Source organism: Corallococcus terminator (assembly GCF_049194865.1).
In the GTDB taxonomy this organism is placed as follows: Bacteria; Myxococcota; Myxococcia; order Myxococcales; family Myxococcaceae; genus Myxococcus; species Myxococcus terminator_A.
The window spans coordinates 35,881-55,793 of the sequence record NZ_JBLZWL010000046.1 but is presented as its reverse complement, the minus strand read 5'-3'; the positions used below and the strand labels follow the sequence as shown (position 1 = coordinate 55,793).

Below are 19,913 nucleotides of genomic sequence, written 5' to 3'. Positions count from 1 at the left end.
CGCTCCCGCCTCCGTACCGACCTGACCCTCCACGCTTCATCCCCCTCAACGGAGTCCATCATGCGCACCCTCCGCCGTCTCGCCACGGCATCCGCCGCCACCACGCTCCTGCTCACCACCACCCTGGTGGGATGCGGAGACGACGACGAGAAGACGCCGGGCCCGTCCGATACCAAGGACCCCGTGTACAGCCTGGCCACGTCGGTCTTCTCACAGGCCGGAAGCGCCACGTACGTGAGCGTCTTCAACTCCCTGGACATCACCGGGCTGGATTTGTCGAAGGCCCGCGAGCACTCCGGCTTCGCGACGATTGGCGCCGTCGACGGGATGCTCTTCGTCGGCGCGGGCGAGAAGCCCGAGGTGTCGCGCTACACGGTGAAGGACGACGGCTCGCTGGAGGATGCGGGGCGCATCAGCTTCGCCAACTACGGCCTCGCCACCTCGCCGCTCTACTTCAACCAGTTCGTGGACTCGACCACTGCGTACATGTCGCTGGAGGAGTCCAAGCGCATCATCTGGAATCCCTCGACGATGGAAATCTCGGGCCCCGCCGAGGTGCCGGGCCTGGTCCGCGAGCGCCAGGACCTGGTGGTGAAGACAGGCTATGACCGCGCCCGCGTGGTGCGCGGTGACGATGTGTTCCAGGCGTTCTACTGGACGGATGGCACCTACTTCGACTTCCTGCCCACCTCGCAGATCGCCATCTACTCGAAGACGGATGACAGCCTGGTGAAGCTGCTGGACGCGCCGTGCCCCGGGCTGGACGTGGCGACGCAGGACGAGGCCGGCAACATCTACTTCTCCAACTGGGTGTTCAGCTCCGCGGCGCCCGTCCTCAAGGAGAGCGCGCCCGACACCTGCGTGGTGCGCATCAAGGCCGGCTCGCGGGACATCGACACCGCCTTCACCCGCTCGCTGTCCTCGCTGGTGGGCGGCCGTCAGACGGCGGCGTTCCGCTACCTGGGCAACGGCACCGGCGTCGTCGCCGTGTTCCACGATGAGAACCTCACCATCGACGAGAACACCAAGGCCACGGACATCACCGGCGGCCTGCACTGGAAGCTGTGGCAGGTCAATCTGGATGCGGGCACGGCGGCGCCCGTCGAGGGGCTCGGTTTCATCGCGGGCGGCTACTACGCCTTCACGCTCGACGGGCGGACCTTCCTGCTGCTGCCCACGGCCGACTACAGCAAGACGGCCATCTGGGAGCTGGGCGTCAGCGGCCCGGCGGTGAAGCGCTTCGAGACGCAGGGCTGGGCGTACCAGTTCGTGAAGGTGCGCTGAGCCGTCGTGCCTGACGCGCCTGGCCTTCGTCGCGGCCGGGCGCGTCGTCCTGTGTCAGTCAGTACTCGAGCGTGCCCTTGAGCCAGCCCGCGCGCCCGGGTCGCTCGACGCCGAAGAAGTCGAAGACGCGCGCGTCGGTGACGTTCTCCAGCTCGGCGGTGAGCCCCGCGGTGAGCTTGCCTCGCCGGACGCGGTAGCCGATTCCCGCCGCCTGCACGAACTGGGTGTCGATCTTGTCCTTCGACTCCACCGTGCCCAGGCCCTCCCAGTTGCGGAAGAAGCCATTCACGTAGCGCGTGCTCCAGAACGGGGACAGCTCGTCCTCCGCCAGCGCCAGTCCTCGCAGGGACACCCGCGCCGTGGCGTTGGCGAAGAGCCATGGACGGTTCGGCAGGCGGCGCCCCTCGAAGGCCCCGAAGGTTCCCTCACCGGAGACGTTGCGTGGGTTCTGCACCGTGGCGTTGGCGTCCAGGCTGAAGAGTCCACCCGGTGAGCTCCACCCGGCCGAGGCCTCGACGCCCAGAATCCGGGCCGCGTACACGTTCTGGTAGCTCCACTCGCGGTCTCTTCCCGTGAGCAGGATGAGGTTGTCCGCGAAGCGGGCGAAGCCGTTCAGCTCGCCGCGGAAGCTGCCCAGCTTCGTGCGCAGCGGCACGGAGGCGAGGCCCAGGTTCAGGTTGTGGCTGTGCTCCGGCTCCAGGTCGAGGTTCTCCTGGACGAGCACGCCGTTGCCGAAGACCTCGTCGGGGCGCGGCAGGCGCGTGGCGCGCTCGTAGCTGGCCTTGAGGTAGAGCGGCGAGCCCAGCCGGAGCCGCAGCGCCGCGCCACCTCCGAGCCGATGCAGCTCGCGGTCCTTGTTCCGCCAGCCTCCCGTCTCCAGCGGCTGCTCGGCCTTGCCCAGGTAGACGTAGTCCTTGCCGAAGAGGATGACCTCCAGCGCGTCGTCGAGCAGGTCCACCTCGTACTCGAGGCCGGTGACGAAGGTGAGCTGGGAGCGCTCCGCGGAGAGCCGGTCCGGGTCGCTGGGGCTGGCCCTGCGCCGCTCCTCACCGGTCCGCACCATCAACGTCGGCGCGAAGGCGAGCCGCAGCGTCTGGTGCTTCGCCACGTCCCAGCCCACGTTGACGCGGCCGTAGACGGAGCTCTGCCAGACGGTCTGGTCGATGGGGCTCTCACCCAGCTCGCCCGGCACCTCGCGTGGATTCACGCGGTTGCCGAACCAGTCGTAGACCCACTCGGCCACGTCCACCAGCTTCGTGGCCTGCCACGCGTAGCCGGCCAGCACCTCCAGGCGGGCGCTCGGCGAGAGCGTCTTCGCATAGAGCAGCTGCGCGCCCACCGTGTCGGAGTCGTAGCGCGCTTCGCCATAGGGCGTGCCCGACATCACCAGGTTGTGTTGCAGCTCCTTGTCGTGTCGGGCACCGAAGGCACGCACGACGAGGCGGTCCGCCCAGGACAGGCCGGTGTAGCCCGCCTCGACACCGCCGCCGAGCGCGTCGTAGCCGTCGTGGAAGCGCTTGACGGTGACGGGACGGATGGAGCCCCGGTCGTCCGCGGCCTCGACGTCGACGGAGTAGTTGTTGTTCGTGGTGTCGGCGAAGAAGTGGGCCCGCGCGTAGAAGCCCTCCTCCGCGGGCTTGTAGCCGCCGCCCAGCGTGAGGCGGAAGGTGCCGAAGGCTCCGCCCTGGAGGGACACGGCGCCATGCGTGCCCACTTCCAGGGGAGAGGAGACGAGGTTGACGGCGCCACCGAGCGCGTCCGCGCCGTAGCGCACCGGCACCACACCCCGGTAGAGCTGGATGGAGTCGACCAGGTTGACCGGCACGTTGGCGATGCCGAAGGGATAGCCCGAGAGGTCCAGCGGCACGCCGTCCAGGAAGAAGCGAATCTGGTCGTCGGTGAGGCCGTTGAGCGCGAACAGGGCGGTGCTGCCGAGCCCGCCCGTGCGCCGCACCTCCACGCCTTCCTGCGAGGCGAGCACCTGGCCCAGGTCTCCGGAGCGGGAGCGAGCGCGCTGGATGCTGACGACCTTCACGGCCTCGGCGGACTGGCGCCGCTCCTCCGCCTCCGTGCGCGCGGAGACGGTGGTCTCCAGCTGCTTCTCCTTGGGGACAGGGGGCGTGGGCTCCGCTGCCGCGGTGGGCTCCGCGACGGGCTCCTCGGGGACCACGGGAGGCGCGTCGAGCTTGAAGGTGTGGGCCAGCTCAATCTGGCACGCCACGGCCTCGCCCCGGACGCGCGCGGGCTCGAACTCGAAGGAGAAGCTCGCGGTCCGCACCGCTTCGTCGAAGGCCGCGCCCGCGGAGCGGACGACCTCCGAGTCCGTCACGGTGCCCTGCTCGTCGAGCGTGAGCCGGAGGACGACTTCACCTTCGCGGCCGGCCGCCTGCTCGGCCTCGGGATAGGGGACCACGACGCTGTCGAGGCGCCGAGGCACCTGGACCTCGTCACTCGGTGGAGCCTCCGCCGTGGCGACGGGAACGAGCTCCTCGGAGGGAGTCGGCGTGGACGGGGCCGGGGAGGCCACCGAGAGGAGCAGCGCGAGGGAGGTGACCGGTGAGAACATCCGCAATCCCGGACTACTTGGTTTTGCGACGCAATATCAATCGCGCGCCCGGGGGGATATCGGGGATTGCGACGAGGTGGTCAAGGCGCGTGGCCCGCCACCGGGGCAGGGGGGCTGCTCCCTCGCCCGCGAGCCCGGGCCTTGGGCTCGCGGAGAGAGGAGGCCCGCTCACTGGACGATGGCGCCCAGCTCCGACTCGCCCGGCTCAATCTTCGCTTCCGGGTTGGACCAGACGAAGGGGATGCCCGGCTGGCGGTACAGGGTGTTGGGGATGTCCTTGGCCAGCTGCGCGTGCAGCTCCGGGAGCTGGGACCAGTGCACGCCATGCTTCGCGTGGTGGGCGGTGTGGAAGCCCAGGTTGCCGGTCATCAGGTTGTAGCCCCGGTGAACGATGTTGTACGAGGCCTCCGAGTGCTCCGTCGCTTCCAGCCCCACGTGGTGGAAGTAGGTGGCCCAGACGGTGACGTAGAGCGACGCCACCATGGGGAGCAGGAACACGAAGAGGGCGTTGTACCAGTTGTGCCAGAACAGGATGCCGAGCAGCGCCACCTGGAGCGCGCACATGGCCAGGAAGAGGCGCTGGGCCTTCGGGTGTGAGCGGCCCACGGCGTAGGCCCGGGGGTAGGCCTGCAGCGTGTTGATGACGGAGAACTCGACCTCTCCCATGGTGGACCCGTCATCGCGCTTCCAGCGGGCCTCGTCCTTCTGCTGGTCCAGGTAGTTGCGGTGGTGGCCGACCACATGGTGGAGGAACCACGCCTGGGACGTCACACCCGTCTGGAAGCCGAAGACGACCTCCAGCAAGCGGTTGGGCAGCGCGTGCCGGAACATGGGCACGTGCTGGTGGTGGTGGTTCCAGGCGCTGATCCACCCCTTGGGAATCACCCAGAGGGCGAGCCAGAGGATGGGGAGCCACCAGCTTCTCGCCGTGAAGTAGACCGTCAGGTCCAGGGCGAACACCGTGGCGAACAGCAGGACGGGGATGCGGTCTCTGGGATGTCGGAACAAGGTCATGCGGTTTCCACGGCGGAGGGGGGAGAGGCTCCCAGGGGAGGGTAGAGGGTTTGCCGCTCGCGCGGGACAAGCTTTCCAGTGACGCCCTTCGGAAGCACCACGCCGAAGAAGAAGCCCTCCTCGAAGGGCTCCGTCGAATCGACGTGGACGCGCACCCGGGCGCCGAGGGTCGCCAGCGCCGTGCGCAGGAACACCATGGCGAAGTCTCCGGCCACGCAGGCCCGAGGCCCCCGGCCGAACGGGAAGAAGTGGCCGCTGCCGAGCGGGTTGCTGGCCGCGCCGCCATTGAGCCAGCGCTCCGGGTCGAATGTCTCAGGGCTCGTCCAGTGCGTCGCGTCCCGGTGCAGGTGCTGGTTGGAGATCATCAGCGTGGTCTCCGGCGGCAGCATGACGCCCGCCAGCGGCGTCTCGGTGGCCGGCGAGCGGCGCATGAGGACGCGGACGGCCGGGAGGATTCGCAGGGACTCGAAGGCGACGGCCTCGCCCCAAGGCGCCCCGAGCAGCCGCTCGTGCGTCAGCGGCTCCTTCGCCAGCGACGCGGACTCCAGCGCCAGGCGCTCCTCGGCGGTGGGGTACTTCTGGAGCTGGTGGACGGCGCCGACGAGGGTGGTGCTGGCGGAGAAGACGCCGCCGAAGAAGAACGAGCCGAGCAGGTTCGCGTGGACCTGGTCATCCAGCTCCGGCATCTCGCGCAGCGTCCACGACATCAAGTCGACCCGGTGCGCGGCCGGGGCCTGGCGCGCCGCGCGGATCTTGTCCGCGAACAGCCCGTAGAAGCGCTCCTTCGCCGCCGCGAAGCCCTTGGGCACCGAGACGAACTTCAGGGGGAGCTTCGCCTGGATGCGCGCATCCGCGGCGGCGGCCAGCAGCATGAAGTCGTCGTACACGGACGAGGGGAGCTTCTCGCCCACCGTGGCCACGCAGAACGCGTCGAACGTCAGCTTGCGCAGCATCGGCGTCAGGTCGAGCGACGGCGTGTGGAGCACCGCCTCCACTGACTCGGCGATGGCCGCCTGCATCGGCGGCACCTGGGCCTTGCGCCACGCGGCGACCCAGGGCTGCGCCAGCGGGTCCATCCCGTGCTTGCGCTTCCAGTCCTCGCCCTGCTGCGCGGTGAACGGCGTGTCGTCCGTGGCGGAGTGGCGGATCTGCTCGCCGATGTTGCCCTTCTCGAACTCCAGCCGGCGCGTCTCCAGCACCTCTTGGATGACGTCGGGGTCGTTGAGCACCAGCGCGGGAGAGGGCCCCAGCCAGGTGACGGTGACGGGGCCGTAGGTGCGCGCGTAGCGGGCGCAGACGTCCCAGGGTTGCACGCCCAGGAAGTCCCCGATGTTGCCCAGGATGCCTGGCGGTGGTCCCGGCAGGCTGGCGAGGGGCTTTCGCCGGCCGCCGAAGAACAGGTTGAACAGGCCGCGAGAGAGCAGGTTTGGCACGGGGAAGCCTCCGGTGCTGCTCAGACGGTGATGCCGCAGGGAATCTTGTCGGGCTGCAGGACGGTGTACGGCACGTCGGAATGCGCGTTGCGCGCCTTCACCGCCACCAACTGGTCTCTCAGGCGCTGCTGGAAGCGCTCGCGGATGGCCAACAGCTCGGGCTCCTGGAAGTACTCCTCGCGCCAGCCGAACTCGTGCAGCAGGTACTCCTCGTCCTCCCCGAAGCTGGAGAGCGCTCGGCCGATGGCGACCTGCCAGAGCGTCTGGGACTTGCTGGGAATCATGGCGGTGATGTCGCTCGGGCCCAGGACGCCCTTTTGACGGGGCGGCTCCTGGCGCATGCACAGGGGCGCGTTGGGTACGAAGGCGTAGTGCTCGTATTGCAGGTAGTTGACCGCCGCGTGCTGGACGCTGACCGTGAAGATGACGGTGGCGAGCATGTCGACCAGGTCGTCCACGCGGCGCAGCTCCTGGCAGGGCAGCTTGTCGACGGGCAGTCCGTGCTCGGTGAGGTCCTTCCACCAGCTCTGCATCTCGGTGTCGCCCTCGAGGTCCGCGTCGGTCCGATAGAAGTGCCGGAGCACTCCTCCGACGTACTCCTCGAAAGCATCCCACAAGGGGAGGGCGTCGTCGCGGTACGGGTAGTAGGGCAGGACGTCGGGGGACAGCACGCCCCGGCGCTCGAAGTCCAGACGGGGCTTGTTGTCGGAGAGCTTCCAGCGCTGGTACCCCTTCTTGCCCAGCTGGAGGTGCCCCTTGTCCGGCCCGCCGGTGGCGATGAAGTCATCGAACACCCCACCCTCGGCGAGCAGGCCCTTGCGTGCTCCCTCGTTGATGGCGAGCGTGTACCGGAAGTGTCGGCGCAGCAGCTTGTAGACGGGGTGTGGGTCCGGCAGGTTGCGCATCGTCGCCATGACGAAGGGCTCCGCCACGAAGTGGGTGCGCAGCGCGTGGCCCACCATCTGGTGCGTGTTGCCCTCGCTGCACCGGACGTAGATTTTCGCCGCCAGCCAGTCGTACTCGCCGTCGTTCGGCGTGAAGACCGGGTCCTTCTGGGCGTCGTGGCCCAGCTGGATGGCGATGGGGCGGAGCTGGCGGGAGTCGTCCAGGTACAACAGGCAGCGGGACGCCGGGGCCCAGCGCCGCTCCTCGACGCCCTTCTCGTCGAGCTTCCGGTACATCGGGATGCCGTCGAGGATTTCGAAGTCGAGCAGGAAGATGCGCTTGCTGTCGAGCGCGAGCGCCAGCGTGGTGCCGGGCGACAAGAGGCCGCGCACGTCGTCATCCGTCAGCGACATGCCCTGGGGCACGCTGGGGATGAGCGTGATGTGCAGCGGGTTGATGCCCTGCACGGCCTGCCGCGCGAACTCGTAGTCGTCCTTCCACCGCTGGGAGAGCTGGGGGACCTCCAGGCCCTTGAAGAAGTCGAAGATGTCCACCAGCCCGTTCCACGCGTTGGACAGCATGGGCAGGTGCAGCTTGATGGACGCCAGCGTCTTGGCGATGACGACCTCGTAGCTGCCCTCCGTCAGTCCCCGGTACAGCTCGTCCTTGGGTAGCGGCCGTGTCTCGCTCAAGTCGAGCGCGCCGGGCAGTCCCTCGGTGGCCGAGGCGGCACGCCAGGGATACATCTGCTGACGGTGCTTGAGCAGCTCGCGCCGCGCCATCGACTCACGCGCGCTGCTCGCCTGCCGTGCCAGCTTCGCGGAGCCCTCGAGCACGTCCACCGTGGCGCCGCCCTGCACCCACCGGAAGAAGGGGAAGCGCCATTGCCGTCCCTCCGCCGTGACGTGGACCTGGTCCAGCAGCCAGTCCCCCGCGACGCCCCCCGCGTTGGTGAAGCGCAGCAGCACCAGGTCGCCCAGGTCCGTGGCCTTCACGGAGTAGACATCCTCCGCGCCCGCCTCGAAGTCATTGTGGAAGCGCTTGTCCAGCGCGTGCGGTCCGCTCTCCCCTTGGGTGCCCACCAGGGTGACGGAGATGTCTGCGTTCGTGCCCGCGCCGACCTTCGCGCTCGTGCGAATCTTGAGCTTGTACTCGACAGTCATGGAACCCTCTGCGGAACGGGGGCAGACCGTAGGACGGGGAAAGCGAGTGCTGCAAGCCATGGTACCCTCCCCGCGGACGGAGGCAGGAGTCGCTCAGCGCACGGATTTGGCGAAGGTTCCAGTGGCCCTGTCATGAGTGAGGGACACCCGTGGAGGTTGGGCTGATGACAGACGGTGGCACTGACAGGCCCGAGGCCAGGGGCAGGGGACGGGGATGATGTTCGCGGTGCTGCGTCGGTGGGCGGGCGCTCTCGGGTTCAAAGGACGCGAGAGTGACAGGAATGAAGTGCTGGACGCGGAGGAGCTGGCGCGGTGGTACGCGGGGCTGAAGCTCGAGGATCGGCTGGCCCTGAGTCGTCAGCTCGCACCTCGGGTCCGTGCCGGTCGCACCGTGCGGGACACCTCCACGTTGCCCGCGGTGGCGGTGGGGCGTCTGGTTTTCGAGCTGGATGGTCCGGGCGGCCCCATACCCTTGCATCACATCAAGGTGGAGCTGTGGGACCGGGACTTCGGCGCGCCGGATGACTTTCTGGGTGAGGGTTTCACGGACCCGGAGGGTGGGTTTTCGGTCCGCTACGACCCCGCCGACGCGGGGGTGGGAGACCTGCCCGACTTGGAGGTCCGCTTCTTCGAGCCGCAGCACACGTTCCGTCCGGATGGGCAGGTGGTGGAGACGTGGCGGCGCATCGGCGCCGAGCAGGGGCCGGATGACCATGGGGGGTTCCACCACGACTTCGGGACGCTGCGGCTGCCGTACTGGGAATATGACCCGACGACGCCGCTGGCGCGTCTGCTGGTGACGGAGGAGGGGACTGCGCCCACGGCCTATGCGCCGGGCCGCGCGCTGGCGATGTTGAAGGCGGTGGCGCCCATCGAGCTCGTCAAGCGCGGGCACCTTCTCAAGGGGAAGCTGGGGCAGGCCCCGGCGCTGGACAGGATTCAGGCGGACTATCCGGAGGCGTTGACGGTGCGGATGGAGCGCGAGTCGCCGGGCTCCACGCGCACGGATGCCTTCTTCGGAGAGCGGCTGCTCAACGGCATGTTCTCCAGCGTCCTCGATAAAGATCCGGAGGCGCCCGGCGAGGCGAAGGCGTTCCGGCTCTACTTCCCGTGGAACGCGTACGAGCAGGACGGCATCCACTGTCTGCCGGATGTGGACGTGCGGCTGCGGCTGGTGGAGGAGAAGCTGCTGCCGGTGCGCATCATCCTGGGCCTGCGGGAGCCCGGGGCGACGGCCCCTGGTTCACCGGTGACGCGGCGGAGCTTCACGCCCGAGGATGGCGCCGGTTGGGAGGCGGCCAAGCGGATGGCGCGGGTGAGCGCGACGCTGGACACCGAGCTGGGCAATCACCTGGGGCAGTGTCACTTCAACATCGAGCAGTACTCCATCGCCGCGCATCGCAACCTGCGACGCAGTCCGTTGCGTTGGTTGCTGATGCCGCACCTGCGCGAGGTGGTGCTCATCAACCGCTCCGCCGACGGTTTTCTCGTCGGGTCCACGGGCTACATCACCCGCGCGAGCGCGCTGACGGAGCGGGCCGTGGAGTCGCGCCTGTCGCACCTGCTGGGCAGCTACGACTGGAAGGGCTTCGAGCCCGCGCCGCCCGTCTGCGAGGGACACCGCTACGCGCGCGCGGCGGGGCTGTTCTGGAAGCTCTTGGGCGAACACGTGGACGCGTTCTTCGCGGAGCACGGCGCGGCGGTGGAGGCCGAGTGGCGCGAGGTGCGGCGCTTCTCGGACGACCTGGTGGCGCACTCCGCGCCGGCCTTCGTGTGTCGCTATCTCCGGGGGACGGTGCCGGGGAAGGCCGCGCCGTGGTTCGTGCGCTCCGAGCGCATGGACCTGGACGCGAAGACGCGGGAGCCCACGTCCAAGGCCGTCAGCGCCGTGACGTGGACGGATGTCCCCCAGGCTGGGGAGCTGGAGTCGCTCAAGCGGCTGTGTCGGTATGTCATCTACTTCGCGACCTTCCGTCACGCGTGGGCCAACAACCTCCAGTGGGACGACGCGGGCGAGGTGCTGTACGCGTGTCTGGGATTGCGCTGGGGGAAGGGTGGGGCGCTGTCGACGGAGGCGGACCTGGACGTCGCGCCCTCTCCGGAGGAGGCCACGGAGATGCTGTGGATTTCGTGGATGCTGTCCAAGACGAACTACGGCTTCCTCCTGGCGAACGAGGAGGATGACGTGCACCCCCGGTTCGTGGAGCTGCTGCGCGCGCACGCCGCCGAGTTCTCCGCGCTGGGCCTGGACATCCGCACGGTCAGCTCGCGCATCAACATCTAGCTCATCCTCGGTGCTCCTCCCGCCCCGCGAGGGACAGCGCCCACAGCGGGAAGATGCGCAGATAGGTGTCGTAGTGGATGGCGCAGGTGCGACTGAAGACGCCCGCGAGCGGCTCCCGTGGCCACCGGCCATCGGCTCCCTGTCGCGCGCGCAGCCAGGCCGCGCCCCGGCGCATGGCCTCCGAGTCGCCCTCTCCGGCGGCCACCAGTGACAGCAGCGCCCATGACGTCGTCACCGCATGTCCCGTGGGCCCGTCCACCCAGCGCCGCTCACGACAGCTCTGGATGGTCTCGCTCCAGGATCCGTCCGCGCGCTGGTGTTCCTCGAGGAAGCGGACCGCCTGGCGCAGCGCGGGGTCTCCAGGCCGAGCGCCACCTGCGACGAGGCCCGTCACCCCGAACCACGTGCCATAGCTGAAGCACACGCCCCACGAGCCCTCCCAGCCTCCGTCCGGCCGCTGTACGCGGCGCAGGAACTCCAGGCCGCGCGCGATGGCCGGGTTCACCGGGGCATCGGGCTGGGCCCTTCGCCATGCGACCAGTGCCTGGATGCACGCGGACGTGCACTCCACGAAACTGGCGTCCACCATGATGCCGGCGAATACGTCCGAGGGATTGAACCGCTCCAACCAGCGAGGGCCTCGCGTCGGCTCGTAGGTGGCCCAGCCCCCGTCGCGATTCTGGAGCGAGAGGATGAACTCCACGGCCTGGGCCAGTCGCTCGCGCGGCACGCGGTTGAGCCCCAGCGGCTCCAATAGCAGACACGCCTTCACCGCCTCCGCCGTGCAGTCGCTGATGGGCCAGCCGTGGGCGCGCGTGCTGAAGGGCCAGCCCCCCCGGCTTGGATGACGGAAATAGCGCTCGGGGCGCGGAGAGTCCTCCATCACCTGCTCCGACTCCAGGAAGCGGGCCGCGCGTGCGAGCGTGGCCCTTGCCTCCTCCTGGCCCGAGGCCACCAGCGCCTGGACCGCGAACGCGGTGTCCCAGAGCTGTGAGGAGTTGTAGCCGTTGACCGTCACGCCCCCCGTGGAGTGCTGGAGATAGTCAGGCAGGCGCTCCAGATGGGCGCGCACCTCGGGGCCGTCGGGCCGGGCGAGATGCCAGACCACGGCGTTGAGCACCTTGTTGATGGGCCCGATGCAGATGAAGTGCGTGGCCTCGTCCTCGCCACGAATCTGCGCCAGCGACTCCTCCAGCGCGCGAGCGCGGAGCCTCTTGGAGTGCAGTCGCTCGTAGAGCCCGAGCACGCGATTCACCGCGCGCAGCCACGCACCGCGCGGGGTGTAGACGTCGGTCGCGGCGACCCGGTTGCGTGACGCCTTCCAGTCCACGTCCGTGTAGGGCAGGGGATACAGCTCGCGCCGCAGCTCGGTCAGCAAGGGCGTCTCTTGCGCGCGCGCCCGGCGCCCATAGAGCCAGCCCATGGGCAGGTACACCATGCGGCAGTGGCACCACAGGCGCGATGGATGGAACGGCAGCGCGCGCGGCAACAGCCACAGCTCCGGGGGCGTGGGAGCGAGCCCGTCGTATTCGTAGAGTCCGAGCAGGGCGAGGATGGCCTTGCCCCAGGAGCCGCTGCCCAGCGGACCGCCCCGAGGCAGGAACCAGGCCCGCGCGCGGAGGAGGCCCGGGTCCTCGGCTTCGACGCCGAGCAGCCGCAGCGCCACGTAGTTGAGCACCGTCGTGAAGACGAGGCTCGGAGACTCCACGTCCAGCCCCCAGCCGCCGTCCTCGTTCTGATGGGCGCGAGCGTGGGCGAGCAGCCCCTCCCGGGTGCGTGTGTCCGGAGCCCGTCCAAGCACATACAGCCCGGCCACATACACCGGACTCAAGAAGAGGGGCCCGCTGTAGTCACCCTTCCAGGAGCCATCCGTCTCCTGGGTCCGGGCAAGCACCTCGCGGGCCTGTCGCATCACCTCACCGCCTCCACTCCCTGGGGCCCTCGCGAGCATTCCTCGTAGAGCGCGCGCAGCGCCGCATCAGAGGCCACCCGCTCCTGCGCGAGCAGCATCACCTTCAGCACCGCATCCCGGCCGAGCTTCACGGGCTTGGGGTCGAACACCGCGGGGTTTCCGTCCACCACGTTGAGCGTCAGCACCGACAGGAGGAAGGGATACAGGCAGAACAGCCTGAGGCCGGGCTCCTCGGGTGGACACGCCAGTGAGTATTCGAAGGCGGCGTCCTGCTCGCGGCGCGCCACGGCCACCAGCTCCGCGTGCAACGCCATGGCGCGCGCGCGGTGGCTCGGCAGCGCCAGCGTGGCGGGCCCCAGTCCATGGGCGGCCATCCGGTCCAGCGGCAGCCAGCACCTGCCGTTGTCCAGGTCCTGGCGCACGTCCCTCAGGATGTTGGTGAGCTGCAAGACCCTGGCGAAGGCGGTGGCCCTCGGTTCGAGCACGGCCTGCCGCGCCGGAGTGATGCGCGGCGAGCAGGCGACGAAGAGCCCCGTCAGCATCTCGCCCACGACCCCCGCCACGTAGTAGCAATACTCGAAGGTCGTCCGGAGGTCGGGCAGTCCCAGGACAAGACCGGTGTCTCCGTACCGCCGCTGAATCTGGACCATTCCGTCGCTCATGATGCGCACGCACCGCTCGACGTGGGGATGGACCCAGGAGGGGAGCGAGGCCAGGGTCTTCAGCACCGTGGGCGTCCCCGCGATGAGCTCTGCTTCCGCCTGGGGAGCGGATTCGCGCAGCTCGGCTCCCGTCCGGCGGGCGAAGGACTGGGCGCGCGCCTCCCAGCCCGGCTTGAGCTCCACGAGGCTCGCCAGCTCCTCGAACAGTTCCTTCTGGAACTTCGGACGGGTTTCGTCCTCCAGCGTGTCCGCGATGCGGCAGAGCAGGTAGGCCACCGTGACGGCGAGGTCCAGGGGCTCCGGCAAGAGGGGGATGTTCAGGGCGAACGTCCGGGAGACCTGGGGTAGCACCGTTCGGCAGAACGACTCTTCGAGAGCAACCATGGCTTCCTCCACTGCGTCATGTCGTGTCCATGACTAGTTGTTGCGTCATGGGGGTGGCCTGCGTGCGCGACGTCGATGTGGTGATTGCGGGGGGGGGCCCCGCGGGATGCGCGGTGGCGGCGGCGCTCTCCGAGCTGGGGCTGTCCGTCCTGCTGGTGGACGCGGGCGTGGACCGCCACAAGCAACTCTCCGGGGAGCTGCTTCACCCCACGGGAGTGCGTGTCTTGCGCGAGCTTGGCTTTGGCGACGTCGTGGACGCCTGGACGGCGCGGCCCGTGCGAGGTTTCGCGGTCCTCTTCTCCGTACCCGCGCGCGACGTGGTCCTTCCCTATGGCGGCGGTGCCACGGGCTTGTCGCTCGAGCACGCCGCGCTGACCGTTCCGCTGTTGGAGGCCGTGGCCCGGCGACCGGGCGTCACCTTCCTGTCCCGCGCGCGCGTGACGGCCGTGGAGCACAACGACGCGAGCGGAGTCCGCCTGCGCTTCTCCCACGACGGTGTCGACCACACGGTGCGGGCCCGACTGCTGGTGGCCGCGGACGGGCGTGCGTCGCCCGTGCGGCGGATGCTGGGCATCGCCGAGCACTCCATGCGCATCTCCACCATGCTGGGCCTCACCGTGGACAGCGCCTGCCTGCCGTACCCGGACCATGGCCACCAATTCGTGGGCGGCCCCCTGTACGCGCTGGCCTACGCCATCCAGCCCGGTGTGGCGCGGGTGATGGTGGACCTCCCCCTGGGCAGCACCGCCGAGACGCTGAAGGAACGGCCGGAGTTGCTGCGCACGCTGCCCCCCGCGTTGCGGAGCGAGGTCCGTCGGGCGCTGGAGCAGCCTCTGGCGCCGCGCATGGCGTCCAATGACGACCGGCTCTCGGCGACAGTGCGGCTGGGAAGCGCGGTGCTGGTGGGCGACGCCGCGTCGTGCTGTCACCCGCTCACCGGAAGTGGCATGGCCTCGTGCTTTCACGACGCACGCGCGCTCCAGGACGCGCTGCGCCGCCACCCGGAGGACATCCCTCGCGCGCTGGAACTCTACGCGAGCGCACGGCGACCGGCCCAGCGCACCCGTGCCGCGCTCGCCGCCGCGCTCTACGAGGGCTGCGCCGGACAGAACGAGGGCATGCGGGCGCTGCGTCGGGGATTGCTGCACTACTGGGAGCACAGCCCGCGAGGCGCCCGCGCCTCCATGGCCCTGCTCGCCTCCGAGGAGTCGCGCATGCGGATGATGGCGCGCGAGTACTTGTGTGTCGTCGGCCATGCCCTGATGTTCATTCGCCCGTCGCGTCGGAACGGAGTGCGCCTCCGGGCCGCCGTGCCGTTGCTGCGCTCGGTCGTGCCGCCCCTGAGGAGTGCCAGGGCGAGCACGGTGGAGCAGATGGGGAACTGGTGGCATCGCCGCGTCCGTCGTCCCGTCTACACACTCGCCTGCTCCGGCGGAGCGTCACCCAGGCGCGCCTTCGCGTCCAGCTGATAGCTCCGGCCGCGCCAGTCCACCTCGCGCGACAGCCGCGCCGACAGCGCCACGCCCGCGCCCAGCAGCGGAAGCACCGCGGGCACCCAGTAGTGTCGGGGGGAGACTCGCGGCCCGTTGCATTCCCGCTGGAGCCGGAGCTGGCTCCACACGGAGAAGCCGATGGGCAGCGAGGCCAGGGCCGCGTGTCCCCAGGCGCGTCGGGTGACGGCCGCCGCCAGACCTCCCCACGCGAGCCAGCCCATCACTCCGCGCACCCAGTTGGGCCTCGCGAAGCTCCAGGGGAGGCCCGCTTCGGAGAAGAGCACCCAGCGCCGGAAGATGCGCAGGAAGGCGCGCAGCTCCAATTGTCCCGTGACGATGCGCAAGGGCGTGTGGATGACGCGGTTCTTCCACCCCTCCTCGTGCAGCCGGCGCCCCAGGTACATGTCGTCCACGAACTGCCCGGCGGCGCAGCCCACGCCGCCGATGTCCGTGAGCGCCTCCCGGCGGAACACCATCAACTGCCCCATGATGAAGGGCAGGGCGCCGTCAGTCCCTGCCGCGCGCGCCACCGAGGAGCCGTACCAGGCATTCACCAGGAGCCCGTAGCCCACGTCTCCCGCGAGAGGTGTCTCCGCCGCCGCGTAGATGGGGGCGAAGGTCGCGCCCGTCCGCGCATCCTCCATCAGCGCGCTCACCAGCGCGGTGAGCACCCCGGGCGCGGGCCGCGTGTCGGAGTCGCTGAAGGCCAGCAGCGTGCCTCGGGCGCGCGCCACGCCCAGCTGCATGGCATTGAGCTTTCCCGTCAGGCCGCGCGGAGGCTCTCCCGCCACGAGCAGCTCCACCCGCTTCGCGCGCGTCGGGCAGGCGCCAAGCTCCTCCCGGGTGATGGCGAACGCGGGGTCCTCCTCGCTGTCGAAGACGAAGAGCACCTCCCACTCACCGGGATAGTCCAGGTCGAGCAGCGCGCGGACGTTCTCTCGCGCCTCCACATCCAGGCCCCGGATGGGGCGGATGATGGACACCGAGGGCGGCTCGAACCGCCTCGTGGCCGGGGCCGGGCGCCGTCTCAGTCCCGCCATCAGTCCTCGGTGTCCATGGACCAGCACGCCCAGCGCCGCCGCTCCCGCCGCCACCCACGCCACGTCTCGCGTGTTCATGGCCTCACCTCCGTCCCTTCGTCCCGAGCCGGCCGAGCCGGCCGAGCCGGCCGAGCCGGCGGGTGCCCATGGTGTCCGGGCCCCCACCAGTTCAGGTCCCCCATCAGGCGCATCATCGCGGGGACGATGAGCACCCGGACCAGCGTGGCATCCAGCGCCACCGCGATGGCCATGCCCAGTCCCATCGCCTTCACCACCACCACCGACGCCAGCGCGAACGCCGCGAAGACGGCGACCATGATGGCCGCCGCGCTGGTGATGAGCCCTCCCGTCTGCTCCAGCCCTTCGGCCACCGCGTGCGTGTTGTCACCCGTGCGCAGCCACTCCTCGCGGATGCGGCTGAGCAGCAGCACCTCGTAGTCCATGGACAGGCCGAACAAGGCGCAGAACAACAGGATGGGAAGCGACGGCTCGATGGGGCCTGGCTCGAAGCGCAGCAGCTGGTGCAGGTGCCCCTCCTGGAAGATCCAGACGAGGGCCCCGAACGAGCCCGCCAGTGAGAGCAGGTTCATCAGCAGGGCCTTCAGGGGCAGCACGACCGAGCGCAGGAGCACGAAGAGGACGATGCACGTCATCCCCATCACGAAGCCCACGGCGGCCGGCGTGTAGCGCCGCAGGAACGCCGTCGCGTCCACGTCCGTGGCCGTCTGCCCTCCCACGAGCAGCTTCCCGTCTCCCACCGAGCGCTCCTCGCGCAGCTCACGAACCAGCTCTCGTGCCTCCTTGCTGCTGGGCGGAGAGGACGTCAGCACTTGAAGCACCGCCACGTTGCCCGTGAGGTACGCATCCCGAGCGACGCGCAGCTCCGGGGGCAGCATCGCGGGCGGCGCGGCGGCCAGTTGCTGATACGTGGCCTTGTCCATGCCGGGCCCCAGGTCCACCGCGCTCTCCACCCCCACCACTCCGGGCAGCGCCGCCATCCTCCGGCTCGCGTCGTAGAGCGCGGAGGCCCGCTGCGGAGTGAAGGGGTCACCCGAGGGAAACTCCACCGCCACCAGCACGCGCGTGGCGGCCTCGCGCGGGAACAAGCGGGCCAGCGTCTCCGCGCCCCGTCGGGCCTCCGTGTCGGGAGGCAGCGCGGTGATGTCCGTGGCGGCCAGCTCCAGGCGCCGGAACGGCAGCCCCATGGCCAGCAGGAGCGTGAGCGTGGGCAGCAGCACGAGCCAGGGATGCTTCATCACCCACGTGGCCAGCGCGTGCCACAGGCCGCTGCGCCCCGTGGAGCGCCCGAAGGGCAGCCGTCCCTTGTCCACCCTCGGCCCCAGCCAGGAGAGCAGCGCGGGCAGGACGGTGAGGGCGAAGAGCACCGCGAAGGCCACGACGAGCGCGCCGCCCAGGCCCATGGCGCTCAGGTACGAGCCGCGAAAGAAGAGCAGCCCCGCCAGGCCCACCGTGACGGCCAGCCCGGAGAACGCCACCGCGCGCCCCGCGGTGTCCAGGGTGCGCGTCAGGGCCTGCTCCGTCGACAGGCCTTCGGCCAGCTCGCTCCGGAAGCGGCTCACGATGAAGAGCGAGTAGTCGATGGCCACGCCCAGCCCGATGAGCGAGACGACGTTGAGCGTGTACTGCGCCATGTTGGTGACGCGCGAGAGCAGCAGCACCCCCGCCACGCCGCACAGCACGGCGAGCCCGCCCACCACCAGCGGCAGCATGGCGGCCACCACCGTGCGGAACACCCACAGCAGCACCAGCAGCGCCAGCGGGAAGGAGATGAGCTCCGCGCGCAGCAGGTCGTGCTCCAGCAGTTGGTTGAGCGCGGCGAGGAAGGCCACCTTGCCCGTCAGCGTCGTGTCGAGGCGCGGGTCCTCCAAGGCGGCGCTCACGGCGGGAAACGCGGCGGTGGCCTCGCGCTCTCCGCCCTTGAGTCGCACCAGGGCCAGCAGGTCGTGGCCCGTGCGCGCCACGAAGCGCGCGCGGAACGCAGGGGGGGCGCCCACCGGAGACACCACGGACTCGACCTCCGGCAGGCGCCGCACACGCGCGAGCACGTCCGTTACGGCCTGCGTGAAGCGCGGCTCGTCCGTCGTCCAGGTGTCGTGGTGGAAGATGACCGCCAGCGTCTGGTCCGTCGAGCCCGCGGCGGCGGGTCGGGCCAGCGCCTCCGCGCGCGCGGCTTCGATGCCGTCGATGGTGCCGGTGGTGAGGTGTCCCCCCTGGAGCAGCACCCAGATGGCCAGGGCCAGGAACACGGCGGCGCCCCCCAGCACCACGCTCCGGTGCCGATGCACGCCCCGGGCGAGCCGGGCAAACAGGGAGGGTGACGCCGTCGCGTCGCTCATGGCGCGGGGACTTCCTGGAAGGATGCGAGGATTTCGCGCGCCGTATCCTCCTTGACGCTGCCGCGCTCCACCAGCAGCAGCGCCACCTTCTCCACGTCCACGCCGCGCGCTCCCGCCGTCACCGCGACACACCGGGCATGCAGCGCCATGTGTCCCTTCTGGATTCCCACCGAGCCCAGCGCGCGCACCGCCGCGAAGTTCTGCGCCAGCCCCACCGCCGCGAAGACCATGGCCAGCTCCCGCACATTGTCGACGCGCAGGAGCTTGAGCCCGAGCTGCGCGCTGGGATGCACCTTGATGGGGCCGCCCACCATGCCCAGCGCGAGCGGCAGCTCGATGCGGCCCACCAGATGCCCCTGCTCCAGCGTCCAGCGGGACAGCGGCCCGTAGCGGCCCCCTCGGCACGCGTACGCATGCGCGCCCGCCTCGATGGCCCGCCAGTCCTGGCCCGTGGCGATGGCCACCGCGTCGATTCCGTTCATCACGCCCTTGTTGTGCGTGGCCGCGCGGTAGGGGTCCGCCTCCGCGAAGCGGCTCGTCTGGAGGATGCCCTCGGCGATGTCCTCACCGGGCAGGCCGAAGTCCGCCAGCGCCTCCACGGGAATGCGGCACGACGCCCGGGCCAGTCGCTGGTCGGCGAGGTTGGACAGGATGCGCGCGAAGACGCGTCCCCCGGTGAGCTGCTCGATGAGCGGCGCGACGCCTTCCGCCATGGTGTTGATGAGGTTGGCGCCCATGGCTTCTCGTGTGTCCACCAGCAGGTGGACGACGAAGATGGGCTCACCCTGGGGCCCTTCCGGCGCGGGAAGGATGCGCACCTGCACGTCGCGCGCTCCGCCGCCCCGCTGCTCGAGCGCGGGGTGGAAGCTGTTGGCGAGCGCGAGCAGCTGCGCCCTTGCCGCCAGCAGTCGTGAGCGGGCGACCTCTGGCTTGCCATAGCGGGTGAGGTGCACCTGGCCAATCATCATCGAGGCGTCCGCGTCCGCGGTGAACCCCCCGGCCTCGCGCACCATCTTCGCGGCGAAGGACACCGCGGCCACGACGGACGGCTCCTCCACGGCCATGGGCACCAGGTGGTCGCGCCCGTTGACGGTGAGGTTCAACCCCAGTCCCAGCGGCAGGGCGAACACGCCCACCGCGTTTTCGATCATCTGATTGACGACGTCGAAGGTCGGCGCGCCCATCGGCGTGAGCACCCGCAGCTCGTCCGCCGAGACATCTCCGCGCAGTGCCAGCTCCAACCAGCGCTCGTCCACGCTGCGGCGGTGGAAGCCTGGTATGCGAGAGGACTGTGTGCCCGATTGGACTTGCGGCAATCCCTCGTCCCCTACTTCCGACATAGACGCCCCCCATGGCTCTGCCCGTCAATCACCATGGGAACTGGTGACGACCGACGGAGTTGGGCAGGGGCCCTGGGGCTTTAGGCCCGGGTGAGG

At 69.9% G+C, this 19,913-nt stretch carries 12 protein-coding genes; 3 read left to right on the top strand and 9 right to left on the bottom strand.

Features of this window, described 5'->3' with window-relative positions; translation table 11 throughout:
- Nucleotides 1-60: 60 nt before the first annotated feature.
- Nucleotides 61-1,284 carry a DUF4374 domain-containing protein gene (locus ACN469_RS16210; protein ID WP_498768872.1) on the top strand — a complete coding sequence of 408 codons (1,224 nt, stop codon included), beginning with the start codon at nucleotides 61-63 and terminating at the stop codon, nucleotides 1,282-1,284.
- A gap of 58 nt (nucleotides 1,285-1,342) precedes the next feature.
- Here the strand turns inward: ACN469_RS16210 and mxcH are convergent, their stop codons facing one another.
- The 4 genes from mxcH to ACN469_RS16190 form a co-directional block, all read right to left on the bottom strand.
- On the bottom strand, nucleotides 1,343-3,850 hold the full coding sequence (mxcH, locus tag ACN469_RS16205; protein WP_498768870.1) for a TonB-dependent siderophore myxochelin receptor MxcH: 2,508 nt from the start codon (nucleotides 3,848-3,850) through the stop codon (nucleotides 1,343-1,345).
- Between the two features lie 168 nt (nucleotides 3,851-4,018).
- Nucleotides 4,019-4,864, bottom strand: coding sequence for a fatty acid desaturase family protein (locus tag ACN469_RS16200; RefSeq protein WP_498768869.1), 846 nt, complete (start codon nucleotides 4,862-4,864; stop codon nucleotides 4,019-4,021).
- A complete protein-coding gene (locus ACN469_RS16195) occupies nucleotides 4,861-6,297 on the bottom strand; it encodes a cytochrome P450 (RefSeq protein WP_498768867.1) in 1,437 nt (478 codons plus the stop codon). The genes ACN469_RS16200 and ACN469_RS16195 overlap by 4 nt, the downstream gene beginning before the upstream one ends.
- 20 nt (nucleotides 6,298-6,317) lie before the next feature.
- Nucleotides 6,318-8,345 (bottom strand): lipoxygenase family protein, encoded by a 2,028-nt coding sequence (locus ACN469_RS16190; RefSeq protein WP_498768865.1) that lies wholly within the window; start codon nucleotides 8,343-8,345, stop codon nucleotides 6,318-6,320.
- Nucleotides 8,346-8,559: 214 nt separating this feature from the next.
- Between ACN469_RS16190 and ACN469_RS16185 the strand changes: the two genes are divergently transcribed.
- Nucleotides 8,560-10,629: a lipoxygenase family protein gene (locus ACN469_RS16185; protein ID WP_498768863.1), complete on the top strand. Its 2,070-nt coding sequence runs from the start codon at nucleotides 8,560-8,562 to the stop codon at nucleotides 10,627-10,629.
- A gap of 1 nt (nucleotide 10,630) precedes the next feature.
- Here ACN469_RS16185 and ACN469_RS16180 read toward each other — a convergent pair whose 3' ends face one another.
- Together ACN469_RS16180 and ACN469_RS16175 are read right to left on the bottom strand one after the other, a co-directional pair.
- Nucleotides 10,631-12,541: a 2,3-oxidosqualene cyclase gene (locus ACN469_RS16180; RefSeq protein WP_498768861.1), complete on the bottom strand. Its 1,911-nt coding sequence runs from the start codon at nucleotides 12,539-12,541 to the stop codon at nucleotides 10,631-10,633.
- The gene (locus tag ACN469_RS16175) at nucleotides 12,541-13,587 is read right to left on the bottom strand and encodes a phytoene/squalene synthase family protein (RefSeq protein WP_498768859.1); all 1,047 of its coding nucleotides are present in this window, start codon (nucleotides 13,585-13,587) and stop codon (nucleotides 12,541-12,543) included. Before ACN469_RS16175 ends, ACN469_RS16180 begins: the two co-directional genes overlap by 1 nt.
- Nucleotides 13,588-13,649: 62 nt before the next feature.
- Between ACN469_RS16175 and ACN469_RS16170 the strand changes: the two genes are divergently transcribed.
- Nucleotides 13,650-15,056 (top strand): FAD-dependent monooxygenase, encoded by a 1,407-nt coding sequence (locus tag ACN469_RS16170; protein WP_498768857.1) that lies wholly within the window; start codon nucleotides 13,650-13,652, stop codon nucleotides 15,054-15,056.
- On the opposite strand, the gene ACN469_RS16165 is transcribed toward ACN469_RS16170, so the two are convergent.
- Genes ACN469_RS16165 through ACN469_RS16155 form a run of 3 tightly spaced genes read right to left on the bottom strand, consistent with a single transcriptional unit; the run spans nucleotide 14,999 to nucleotide 19,817 of the window.
- Entirely contained in the window at nucleotides 14,999-16,198 is a 1,200-nt protein-coding gene (locus ACN469_RS16165; RefSeq protein ID WP_498768855.1) for a glycosyltransferase family 2 protein, read from the bottom strand. The two genes, ACN469_RS16170 and ACN469_RS16165, sit on opposite strands and share 58 nt — an antisense overlap.
- Nucleotides 16,195-18,477 carry an MMPL family transporter gene (locus ACN469_RS16160; RefSeq protein WP_498768853.1) on the bottom strand — a complete coding sequence of 761 codons (2,283 nt, stop codon included), beginning with the start codon at nucleotides 18,475-18,477 and terminating at the stop codon, nucleotides 16,195-16,197. The genes ACN469_RS16165 and ACN469_RS16160 overlap by 4 nt, the downstream gene beginning before the upstream one ends.
- Nucleotides 18,474-19,817 carry a hydroxymethylglutaryl-CoA reductase, degradative gene (locus ACN469_RS16155; RefSeq protein WP_498768851.1) on the bottom strand — a complete coding sequence of 448 codons (1,344 nt, stop codon included), beginning with the start codon at nucleotides 19,815-19,817 and terminating at the stop codon, nucleotides 18,474-18,476. The genes ACN469_RS16160 and ACN469_RS16155 overlap by 4 nt, the downstream gene beginning before the upstream one ends.
- Nucleotides 19,818-19,913: the final 96 nt, after the last annotated feature.